General features: G+C 71.4%; 10 protein-coding genes and 1 tRNA gene. 2 read left to right on the top strand and 9 right to left on the bottom strand.

All coding sequences use genetic code 11. The features are described 5' to 3' along the window. Together ACFZBU_RS37790 and ACFZBU_RS37785 are read left to right on the top strand one after the other, a co-directional pair. Positions 1 to 1,179: dolichyl-phosphate-mannose--protein mannosyltransferase (locus tag ACFZBU_RS37790; protein WP_391588269.1), on the top strand; the 1,179-nt coding region annotated here is incomplete at its 5' end. 90 nt (positions 1,180 to 1,269) lie between these two features. Next, positions 1,270 to 1,848 (top strand): TetR/AcrR family transcriptional regulator, encoded by a 579-nt coding sequence (locus ACFZBU_RS37785; RefSeq protein ID WP_391588268.1) that lies wholly within the window; start codon positions 1,270 to 1,272, stop codon positions 1,846 to 1,848. A gap of 512 nt (positions 1,849 to 2,360) precedes the next feature. On the opposite strand, the gene ACFZBU_RS37780 is transcribed toward ACFZBU_RS37785, so the two are convergent. From ACFZBU_RS37780 to ACFZBU_RS37740, 9 genes are all read right to left on the bottom strand, one after another. Further along, the gene (locus ACFZBU_RS37780) at positions 2,361 to 3,206 is read right to left on the bottom strand and encodes an SGNH/GDSL hydrolase family protein (RefSeq protein ID WP_391588267.1); all 846 of its coding nucleotides are present in this window, start codon (positions 3,204 to 3,206) and stop codon (positions 2,361 to 2,363) included. 598 nt (positions 3,207 to 3,804) lie between these two features. Then, positions 3,805 to 3,878 (bottom strand) — tRNA-Ala (locus ACFZBU_RS37775). Positions 3,879 to 3,927: 49 nt separating this feature from the next. Next, a complete protein-coding gene (locus ACFZBU_RS37770; protein ID WP_391588266.1) occupies positions 3,928 to 5,103 on the bottom strand; it encodes a hypothetical protein in 1,176 nt (391 codons plus the stop codon). 373 nt (positions 5,104 to 5,476) lie between these two features. After that, on the bottom strand, positions 5,477 to 6,106 hold the full coding sequence (locus tag ACFZBU_RS37765; RefSeq protein ID WP_391588265.1) for a GNAT family N-acetyltransferase: 630 nt from the start codon (positions 6,104 to 6,106) through the stop codon (positions 5,477 to 5,479). Beyond that, positions 6,091 to 6,771 (bottom strand): molybdenum cofactor biosynthesis protein B, encoded by a 681-nt coding sequence (locus ACFZBU_RS37760; protein ID WP_391588264.1) that lies wholly within the window; start codon positions 6,769 to 6,771, stop codon positions 6,091 to 6,093. The genes ACFZBU_RS37765 and ACFZBU_RS37760 overlap by 16 nt, the downstream gene beginning before the upstream one ends. 8 nt (positions 6,772 to 6,779) lie before the next feature. Next, positions 6,780 to 7,247: a cyclic pyranopterin monophosphate synthase MoaC gene (gene moaC, locus ACFZBU_RS37755; RefSeq protein WP_391588279.1), complete on the bottom strand. Its 468-nt coding sequence runs from the start codon at positions 7,245 to 7,247 to the stop codon at positions 6,780 to 6,782. Positions 7,248 to 7,567: 320 nt separating this feature from the next. Next, positions 7,568 to 8,788 (bottom strand): gephyrin-like molybdotransferase Glp, encoded by a 1,221-nt coding sequence (gene glp / locus ACFZBU_RS37750; protein ID WP_391588263.1) that lies wholly within the window; start codon positions 8,786 to 8,788, stop codon positions 7,568 to 7,570. Further along, complete coding sequence (locus tag ACFZBU_RS37745) at positions 8,785 to 9,711, bottom strand: UTP--glucose-1-phosphate uridylyltransferase (RefSeq protein ID WP_391588262.1); 927 nt, start codon at positions 9,709 to 9,711, stop codon at positions 8,785 to 8,787. Before ACFZBU_RS37745 ends, glp begins: the two co-directional genes overlap by 4 nt. A gap of 9 nt (positions 9,712 to 9,720) precedes the next feature. Then, on the bottom strand, positions 9,721 to 10,464 hold the full coding sequence (locus ACFZBU_RS37740) for a GGDEF domain-containing protein (RefSeq protein WP_391588261.1): 744 nt from the start codon (positions 10,462 to 10,464) through the stop codon (positions 9,721 to 9,723). Positions 10,465 to 10,518: the final 54 nt, after the last annotated feature.

Raw genomic sequence — 10,518 nt, 5'->3', positions numbered from 1 at the left:
CGGATCGGCCGCCGCCTGTTCCGCTCGACACTGCTGGGCTGCGTCGCCGGCCTGCTGATGGCACTCGACGGACTGCACTTCGTGATGAGCCGCACGTCGCTGCTCGACCTGGTGCTGATGTTCTGGATCCTGGCCGCGTTCGGCTGTCTGCTGATCGACCGCGACGACAGCAGAGGGGTCGCGGCCCGGATGTTCAAGTCCGGCCCGGACGCGGCGCGGGCGGCCTCGATGAAGTTCGGGCTGCGGCCGTGGCGGATCATGGCCGGCATCTGTCTGGGCCTGGCCTGCGGCACCAAGTGGAGCGGCATCTACGTCCTGGCCGCATTCGGCGTCATGACCGTGCTGTGGGACGCCGGCACCCGGCGCGCGTGCGGGGCGCGCCGGCCGTACCGCGCGGCGCTGCGCCACGACGTGCTGTTCGCGTTCCTGTCCACGGTGGTCATCGCGGTGATGATCTACATCTGGTCCTGGACCGGCTGGTTCATGACCGACGGCGGCTACTTCCGGCACTGGGCCGACGACCGGGCCGGGCTGTCCCCGGACGAGGTCTTCGGCATCCCACTGCCCCAATTCGGCATGTCGTGGGTGCCCGCGCCGCTGCGCAGCCTGTGGCACTACCACGCCGAAATGTGGTCGTTCCACACCGGCCTGGACAGCCCGCACCCGTACCAGTCCAATCCGTGGAGCTGGCTGGTCCTGGGTCGCCCGGTGGCCTACTACTTCGAGACCGTGCACCAGGGCACGGCGGGCTGCGACGAGCAGGACTGCTACCAGACCGTGTTGGGCATCGGGACGCCGCTGCTGTGGTGGACCGGCGTGATCGCGGTCGGCTACCTGCTGTTCCGCTGGGCCGGCCGACGCGACTGGCGCGCGGGGGCGATCCTGTGCGGCCTGGCCGCCGCCTACCTGCCGTGGATGGCCTACCAGCAGCGGACCATCTTCCTGTTCTACGCGGTCGCCTTCGTACCGTTCCTGTGCCTGGCGGTGACCATGATGCTCGGCGCACTGCTGGGCCCGCCGGGGGCGTCCGAGCGGCGGCGCGCGTGGGGCACGGCCGGGGTGGTCGCGATCATCGCGCTGATCGCCTGGAACTTCCTGTACTTCTATCCGATCTTCACCGGTGAGACGATCTCCCGCAGCGGGTGGTTGGATCGCATGTGGTTCAGCACCTGGATCTAGTGCCGTGCCCGGCAACGTTCACCCCGTCGCGGCGCCCGGCGCGGCACTAGCGTGTCCACGCCGTTGTCGACCCCGAGAGAGGCTGCGCCGGTGTCCATCGCGCGGGAGCAGGACATACGCAGGCGAGCCATCGACGCGACCCGCGACCTGGCCGCGGCAGGCGGCTACGACAGCGTGCAGATGCGCGACGTCGTCCGCCTGTCCCGGCTCTCCTCGGCGACCATCTACCGGCACTTCTCCTCGAAGGACCACCTGCTCGCGGCCACCCACCTGGAATGGATCGCCGCGCTCGAACGCAGCGGCGCGGCCCGGCCGGACGGCTCCGACGCCGCCGAGCGGGTCTGCGCGATCCTGCACAACACCTGCCGAACGATGGCCCGCCACCCACGACTGACCGCCGCGCTGATCCACGCCCTGGGCTCGTCCGACCCCGGCGTGAGCGACTGCCACCGCGAAATCAACCGGATCATGAACGACATGTTCCGCACCGCGATCGCCGACGAGCTCGCAAGCGCCGACGAGTTCGTCCACCTGCTCGGCATAGCCTGGGAAGGCGCCCTGTTCAGCTGGGCCTTCGGCCGCATGACCATGGACGACGTGGAACACACGGTGACCCGCTCGGCCCGCCTCCTCATCCTGGGCGCGGCCGCGGAACCCGGCTCCCCCTAACCCAGCCACACACGCCCCGGCCCGGCCGCCAACCCACCCACCCGCGCCCGCACCACCCGAACTGGCCCCGCCCCACCCAACCCGGTCACCCAACCCCCCGGCCCCGCAACCCACCCAGCCCGGTCACGCAACCCACCCAGCCCGTCCGGCGCTTGAGGACACCCAAGCCTCCACGAGACCAACGCACACACGGGTACGCAACCCTCTTCAGCCCGTCCGGCGCTTGAGGACACCCCAAGCCCGCACAAGACCAACGCACACACGAGTACGCAACCCCACCCAGCCCGTCCGGCGCTTGAGGACAACCCAAGCCCGCACAAGACCAACGCACACACGAGTACGCAACCCTCTTCAGCCCGTCCGGCGCTTGAGGACGACCCAAGCCCGCACAAGACCAACGCACACATGGGTACGCAACCCACCCAGCCCGTCCGGCGCTTGAGGACAACCCGGCCAGGCAAACCCATCAGCCCGTCCGGCGCTCGAGGACCAGCCGGACGGGCCCAACCCGCCTACGAGGCTTGACGACTCACGGGCCCGCCAACGGGCGATTGCGCGGCGACAATCTCCAGCGGCGCCAACTCCGGCCGCTTCGCGGTCACGTGGTCCCCCGACGACTGCCCCCGAAGCCGCCGTCCGATCCAGGGCACCAGGTGCTCCCGCGCCCAATGCACGTTCTCCAACCGCGCCGCACCCGCGGTGACCTCGACCTCCTCGGCCGGCCACGGCGCGTCCGGATCGCCCTCGACGGACAGCCCGAGCGCCCGCCCGACCTTGAGCGCCACCCGGTCGTGACCCTGCGGCGACAGGTGCAGCCGGTCCTCGCTCCAGGCCCGCCGATCGTGCAACGACGTGAGCCCCCACATGTCCGCGACGACGCAGTCGTAGCGATCCGCGACCGCCCGCAACAGCTCGTTGTACGTGGCGACCTTGCCCCGGATCAGCTTGAGCACCGGCACCCAGCGCGTGTCGAACCCGGTGAACACCACGACCCGCGCGCCCGCCGCCGTCAACGCGGCGACCGCCTCCTCGTACTCGGCGGCCAGCCGGTCCGGATCGCTCCCGGGCCGCAGCACATCGTTGCCACCCGCACACAACGTCACCAGATCGGGTTGGGCCGCGATGGCCAGCGGCACCTGCTCCTCGACGATCTGATGCAACAACTTCCCGCGCACCGCGAGATTCGCGTACCGCAACCCCGGCCGCTCCACCGCCAGCCGAGCCGCGAACCGGTCCGCCCATCCGAGGAAATGCCCGTCGGGCCCGGGATCGCCGACCCCTTCGGTGAAGCTGTCGCCGATAGCCACATAAGATTTGATTTCGGACAGGTTCCCGTGTGGATTCACTAGCTCGGCCATGTCACCCGATGTTGGCATCGCTCACCTCGCCTACGCGACCGTAATAACCACCCGAACACACTCCGCTACACGCGGCAGCGCACCCACATGCCGTATCGCGGGCGCACTCTTTCGAGCAAGGTCGGGCAACCGCCGTCCATTCCCGCCCCGAGCAAAATGCGACACAGTTCACCCACGCATCACCGGCCCGTCACCCGGGGACCGGCGGCAAGGCGGTGACGAGGACCACAGCCCACCGGTCCCTTGCCTGATCCCGCCGGCCCGGGACAGCCAACTACCGTCTATGACACCGGAGTTGCCGATACCGGCCGACCGGACGCGGCCCGCCACCGAGACCCGTCGAGCCTGACCACAGGCGATGGAGACCGAACACGAACGCGAGTTCCGCGCCGGGGCGACCAAGGTCTCCGCGCCTCAAGCCCAAAGGCGCCTACGACTCGACGTGGGCCGATTCCCGGCACGCACCGCGCGGGCTCCGCCGGCCGGGCCGAATCGCGGCCCGAGGGGGCACCCCGTAGAGCCGGAAGCCTTCCGCCGGGTACTTCTGCGGCAATGACGAAAGCCCCGCCGGATCGACCGGCGGGGCTTTCGTGCTGTGTGGACCTGTGGGGATTTGAACCCCAGACCCCCTCGATGCGAACGAGGTGCGCTACCAGACTGCGCCACAGGCCCAACGAGGAGAAACATTACCACCTCGGCGAAGTGGGTCGTGCACGGGTATTCACTCGTTGACGGCCCGGCGCCACTCGTGTTCGTACAGGGGCAGCGAGTCGACCGAGGCGCCGTAGCCGGCGCGGGTGTCCTCGGCGTATTGGTCGAACAACGGGGTGGACGGGCGCGGGGCCTCGGTCGGGACGGGGTCCGGGACGGCGTGGATCTGCGGGCGTTCCGGCTCGTGTTCGACGTCGCCGCGCGGGACCACCGGTGCGGTCACGTACGTGGGCAGCGGGACCGGGACCGGGTCCCACGAGTCGCGGTCGTGCGAGTCGCCGCCGGTGGCCAGTTCGGCGATCCACTCGGCCAGCGCGGGCTCCTCCGCCTCCCGGTCGCGCCTGCCTCGGGGACCGGCCGGGGCCGAGGCTCCCGAGGCGCCGTTCGGCCCGGACGAGCCGGTCGACCCCGAGCGCGGTGTGCGCGTCTGCCGTGCGTCGCCGCCGGCCGGCGGGGTCGCGGAACGAGGTTGGGGCGGCGTGGCGTCGTGCGTCTCGCGGGCCTTGGCCCGAGAGCGCGATTCGGCGACCGAGGCGCCGTCGGCCGGCGTGCCGGACTTGCCGCCCGCGGGACGGCCCAGCCGGCGCAGGCCGGCCTCGTAGCGCCGCCGCTCCTGCACACGCAGGTGCACGATGTAGGCGGACAGCAGGACGCCGGGTACGGCCGGCAGCCACACCCACGCGAGCCCGGCCACACCGGCCAGGATCGCGCCGGCGGTGAAGGTCGCGAACAGGGTCGCGATGACCCGACGGCGCCGGGTGAGCAGCGCCGCCCGGCCGTCGTCCCGGCGCACCGGCGCGGCGGGGCGCTTGGCCGCGCCGGGCTTGCCGGCCTTGGCCGGGGACGCCGGCCCGGGGATCGCGGCCGACTGCGGCGTCGTCGTCGGCGCGGCGGGCTTGGTCGGGTGCTGCCGAGCGCGCGGCGGTTCGGTCGGGCCGCCCCGCTCGGGCGCGTCCGTGCCGTCCTCGGCGGGCGTTCGGACCTCCGCGGGCGCGCGGGTCTCCGCGAGCGCACGGGCGGAGCGGCGCTCGAAGGCGCCGCGACGGGAGAGGATCCGGATCGCGGTGGTGAATCGCTCGGTCGGCCGGGCCTCGTTGAGCTCGTCCTGTCGGCGAAGCCACATGGGCACCAGATAGGCAGCCCAGGCCCCCACGATCGCTGCGTAGATCAGGCCGCTGCCGTTCACGCTTCACACGCTAAGCCGGATGGGCACCGCATCGTCGGATTAGGCACGGTGTGTCGCCCGATCCGCGGTGATGCCCATGTGACGAATGTGACTGCCGAGACTGCCGAGGCGACCAAATCCACCGAACCGTCCGGCGCGGCCGAAATAGCCGAGAAGCCCGACCCGGCCGAATTCACCGAGAAGCCCGTCCCGGCCGAAACGACCGGGACACCCGAGATACCCGGAGCCGCTGTGGCCCCCGAGACCCCTCGGGCAGCCGTTCTCCGGGATGCGCCGGGGTCTGCCGAGGTGACACCGCTCATATCTCCGGGAGAGTAGCGAAATCGCAAGATCGATGTGTCGATATGGCGGGATCGATCTCGAAGAGATTCCGCTACCAGGTGAAGCCCCGGCTCTCGCGGTAGGCACGCCACCGCATCAGGAGACCTTCGGGGACCTCCTCGGCGTTCAACGCGTAGGCGATGTGGTCGCGCCAGTCGCCGTCGATGTGCAGATAGCGCGGGCGCAGGCACTCCTCACGGAACCCCAGCTTGTCCACCACCCGCCGACTGGCCCGGTTCTCCGGACGGATGCACACCTCCAGGCGATGGACGCCCAGCCGGAAGAAGCAGTGGTCGGCGGCGAGCGCGACCGCCGTGGGCATCACGCCCAGCCCGGCGACGCGTTCGTCCACCCAATAGCCGACGTGCGCCGAGCACATCGAACCCCAGGTGATCCCGGCGACCGTGACCTGACCGACCAACTGCCCGTCGTACAACACCACGAACGGCAACATCCGGCCGGCGCCCGCCTCGGCCCGCAGAAAGCGCACCATCTGCCGGAAGGTCGGCCGCCGACCGGCCGCGGAGCCCGGCGGCACGGTCGCCTCCCAGCGGCGCAGCCACTCGCGGTTGCGGGTGTGCACCTCCTGCCAGGCGACCGCGTCCCGGGCGCGGATCGGGCGCAGGGTGACCCGGCCCTCGGTGAGCTCCACCGGCCACCCGCGGGTCAGTGCGTGCCCCATGGCGGCTGCTGCGCCCCTCCGTAGCCCCCGCCGCCCTGGAACCCACCGCCCGCGCCGCCGCCCTGGTAGCCGCCCCCGCCACCGAAGCCGCCCTGGTAGCCGCCGCCTCCGGGCGCGGGCTGCTGCCCCCCGCCGCCGAAGCCGCCGCCGGCACCGCCACCGCCGCCGAACCCGCCGCCCTGCTGGTGGTCGCCGCCCTGGAGCTGGGACACCACGTGCGGCAGCACCTTGGCCAGCACGTTGATGCCGTCCTGTGCACCGCCGGGCGAGCCGGGCAGATTGACGATCAGGCTGCGGTAGGTCCAGTGCGAGTCCTGGGTGATCGCGACGCCGGCGATGCCGCGCGACAGGATCGAGGTCGGCACCTTGTCGAAGTTCTCCATCCGGATCGCCTCGGCGATGCCCGGCACCTCGTAGCTGATCACCCGGCTGGTCATCTGCGGAGTCTGGTCGAACGGGTTGAGCCCGGTCCCCCCGGTGGTGATGATCACGTCGTAGTGGCCCGCGACCGCGTCCCGCAGTGCCTGGCCGACCGGCTCGCCGTCGGGCACGATCTGCGGGCCCCGCGTCTCGAAGCCCAGTGCCTGCAGCCCGCGCACGATCACCGGACCGCTCTCGTCCCCGTAGGTCCCGGCCGCCGCGCGCGTGGACACGGTGATCACCATGGCTCGCATCAGACTTGCCCTCCGTCCCGTTGTGTGGCCGCTGCCCCGGTGTCCCGTTCCCAGTCCCCGGAGGCGCCGCCCGTCTTCCGCTCGACCCGCACGTCGGTGATGACCGCGCCCGGGTCCACTGCCTTGATCATGTCCACGACCGTGAGCGCCGCGACGGAGACCGCGGTCAGCGCCTCCATCTCGACGCCGGTTCGGTCCGCGGTGCGCACGGTCGCGGTGATCTCCACCGCGTCGTCGTGCACCGTCAGGTCCACCGCGACGCCGTGCAGCGCGATCGGGTGGCACAGCGGCACCAGGTCGGGCGTGCGCTTGGCCGCCATGATTCCCGCGATCCGGGCCGTGGCCAGTGCGTCACCCTTGGGCATGCCCTCGCCCCGCAGGAGTTCGACCACACGCGGCGACACGAGCACCCGGCCCGAGGCCGAGCCCGTGCGGACCGAGATCTGCTTGGCCGTGACGTCCACCATGCGGGCCGCGCCGGCCTCGTCGAGGTGCGTGAGGTTCTTGGCGCCGCGCGTCAACTTTCCACCCCATACGGTGAGCCCCCCGTGCGGTGGGGCGTCGAAGTGCCGTGTGTATCGAACCGCCCGATGAGTCGGACCGCCCTGTGTATCGAACTGCCCTGTGTATCGAACTGCCCTGTGCAACGAACTGCCCTGTGCAACGAACTGCCCTGTGCAACGAACTGCCCTGTGCAACGAACTGCCGTGTGTCGTGCTGGGGCAACGTTAGAGGCACAACCGGGCGGCCCGCATGCACGGGGCCGCCCGGACGGGTTTCGCGGCGCTCAGCCGAGCAGCATCACGGACACCTCGGCGCCCTCGGCGACCTCGGTGACGTCGGCGGGAAGGGTGATCAGCGCGTTCGCCTTGGCCAGGCTGCCGAGCAGGTGGGAGCCGGTGCCGCCGACCGGGTCCACGGTGCCCTCGCCGACCCCCGCGGGCGGCGGGGTGTACCAGGCGCGCAGGTACTGGCGCTTGCCCTCGGGCGACTTCAGCGCCGCCGAGCAGCCGGCCCGGACGATCGGCCGCTCGGTGACCTCGGCGCCCTGCATCCGCAGCAGCGCCGGACGCACGAACACCTCGAAGGACACGAACGCACTGACCGGATTGCCGGGGAGGGTGAAGATCGGCGTCTCGTCCGGACCGATCACGCCGAAGCCCTGCGGCATCCCCGGCTGCATCGCGACCTTGCCGAACTCGACCGTGCCCAGCTCGGAGAGCACCTCCTTGACCACGTCGTAGGCGCCCGCGCTGACGCCGCCCGTGGTGACCACCACATCCGCCCGGATCAGCTGGTCCTCGATCGTGTCGATCAGGATCTTCGGGTCGTCGGGCACGTTGCCGACCCGGTACGCGATGGCGCCCGCCTCGCGTGCGGCGGCGGTCAGCATGTAGCTGTTCGAGTCGCGGATCTGGCCGGGGCCGATCGGCCGGCCGGGCTGGGTCAGCTCGCTGCCGGTGGACAGGATCACCACGCGCGGCTTGGGCCGCACCCGGATGCGCTCGCGGCCGATCGCGGCGAGCAGGCCGACCTGCGCCGAGCCGATCGTGCTGCCCGCGTCCAGGACGGTCTGCCCTGCGGTGACGTCGCTGCCCCGGCGGCGGATGTACTGGCCGCTCTCCGGCGCCCTGGTGATCCGTACCGTCGGCATGCCCGCGTCGGTCCACTCGACCGGCACGATCGCCTCGGCGCCCTCCGGCAGCGGCGCGCCGGTCATGATCCGGGCGCAGGTGCCGGAACCGATCGCGGTCTTGGGCGCGTTGCCCGCGGCGATGTCGTCCACCACGTCGAGTACCACCGGATAGCGCTCGCCCGCGTCGGCGACGTCCGCGAGGCGGACCGCGTATCCGTCCATCGAGGAGTTGTCGAACGGTGGCAGGTCGCCGGTTGCGGCGACCTCGTCGACCAGGAGGCTGCCGTGCGCGTCGAGCAGTTGCAGTTCGAGGGGGGCCAGCGGTGCGATCCGCCCGAGGATCCCGGTCAGGTGGTCCTCGACGCTTTTCATGCTTGCATCTCCTCGTTCACGTACTGCCTCAGCCAGGCCCGGAACTCGGGTCCCAGATCATCACGCTCGCATGCCAGCTTCACGATGGCACGCAGATAGTCGGCCCGGTCGCCCGTGTCGTAGCGGCGGCCGGAGAACAGCACGCCGTGCACCGTGCCGCCCTCGGCCGACTCGCGACCCGCGAGCACCCGCAGCGCGTCGGTGAGTTGGATCTCGCCGCCCCGGCCAGGCGGGGTGTGTTCGAGCACGTCGAAGACCGAGGGGTCGAGCAGGTAGCGGCCGATCACCGCGAAGTTGCTGGGCGCGCTGCCGGGTTCGGGCTTCTCCACGAGATCGGTCACCCGCACCACGCCGGGCTCGGAGACGCCCTCGGCAAGGGGTTCGACCGCCGCGCAGCCGTAGAGGTGGATCTGGGACGGGTCGACCTCGATCAGTGCGACGACGCTGCCGCCGAGTTCGCGGCGCACCCGCAACATCGTGCTCAGCAGCGGATCGCGCGGGTCGATCAGGTCGTCGCCGAGCAGCACCGCGAACGGCTCGTCGCCCACGTGCGGGCGGGCGCACGAGACGGCGTGTCCCAGGCCGCGCGGGTCGCCCTGCCGGACGTAGTGGATCGCGGCCAGCTCGCTCGACTCGCGAACGAGCTTGAGCCGCTCCAGGTCGCCCTTGGCGGCCAGCGCGTGTTCGAGTTCGTACGCGCGATCGAAGTGGTCCTCCAGCGGGCGCTTGTTGCGCCCGGTGACCATCAGCACGTCGGTCAGCCCGGCGGCGACCGCCTCCTCGACCACGTACTGGATCGCCGGCGTGTCCACGACCGGCAACATCTCCTTGGGCGTCGCCTTCGTCGCTGGCAGGAAGCGCGTGCCGAGACCTGCGGCGGGTACGACGGCCTTCGTGATGTGGAACGAGCGACGCGGAGGCATGGCCGCACACTAACGGGTGAGATCACCGGGGGTCCCGGGAAGCCCGGCGATTGGCCTGTTGTCGGCCGAAGGTCCGCTCCCGGCCGGATCCGGGCCGCAGAACCGGTCGCCGCCCGCCCGTTTGGCCCGACCCAGCGCCCGGTCCGCGGCCCGCAACAGGGTCGCGGAGTGCGTGCCGTCCTCGGGCAGTACGGCCAGGCCGATCGCCATCGTCAGCCGCACCGGGTCGGCCGTCGCGCCGAAGCTGCCGCGCCGGACCGCGTAGCACAGCCGTTCGGCGACCTTGGCCGCACCGGACGCGTCGGTCTCGGGCAGCAGGATCACGAACTCCTCGCCGCCGTAGCGGGCGATGGTGTCCACCTGGCGGATCTCCAGGGCCAGCCGCTGGGCCACCTCGCGCAGCACCGAACTCGCGCCCTGATGGCCGTGCCGCTCGTTGACGTCGCGAAAGTGGTCCAGGTCCAGCATGAGCAGCCCGAGCGGTCGGCCGAACCGGGTCGCGCGCATCACCTCGCGATCCAGCACGAGTTGCAGGTAGCGGTAGTTCCACACGCCGGTCAGCGGGTCGGTCACCGACAGCCGCTCCAGTTCGGCGCGGCTGAGTTCCAGCCGGGTGACCTCGTGCCGCAGCTCGGGCAGCTCGTTGCCGGCGATCGCGCGCAACCGGCGCACGGCAACGGTCAGCGAGCCGACCGCGACCGAGAGCGCGCCGACGAGCAGGATGATCAGAAGACGTTCGAAAGTCAGGCCCATGCGGGGTCCGGGTCAGGTGCGGTGGCGCGAACTGTGTCGATTGCGCGGACTCCT

The sequence above is a fragment of the Embleya sp. NPDC008237 genome, assembly GCF_042956465.1.
Lineage (GTDB): Bacteria > Actinomycetota > Actinomycetes > Streptomycetales > Streptomycetaceae > Embleya.
The sequence above is the reverse complement of the archived record's forward strand: the minus strand, read 5'-3'. Positions and strand labels throughout refer to the sequence as shown.

Bases quoted from the DNA above. Each gene is read 5' to 3' on its own strand.
- ACFZBU_RS37780 (WP_391588267.1), bottom strand. From the start codon at position 3,206: ATGGCCGAGCTAGTGAATCCACACGGGAACCTGTCCGAAATCAAATCT.
- ACFZBU_RS37765 (WP_391588265.1), bottom strand. From the start codon at position 6,106: ATGGGGCACGCACTGACCCGCGGGTGGCCGGTGGAGCTCACCGAGGGC.
- ACFZBU_RS37760 (WP_391588264.1), bottom strand. From the start codon at position 6,771: ATGGTGATCACCGTGTCCACGCGCGCGGCGGCCGGGACCTACGGGGAC.
- moaC (WP_391588279.1), bottom strand. From the start codon at position 7,247: ATGGTGGACGTCACGGCCAAGCAGATCTCGGTCCGCACGGGCTCGGCC.
- glp (WP_391588263.1), bottom strand. From the start codon at position 8,788: ATGAAAAGCGTCGAGGACCACCTGACCGGGATCCTCGGGCGGATCGCA.
- ACFZBU_RS37745 (WP_391588262.1), bottom strand. From the start codon at position 9,711: ATGCCTCCGCGTCGCTCGTTCCACATCACGAAGGCCGTCGTACCCGCC.
- ACFZBU_RS37740 (WP_391588261.1), bottom strand. From the start codon at position 10,464: ATGGGCCTGACTTTCGAACGTCTTCTGATCATCCTGCTCGTCGGCGCG.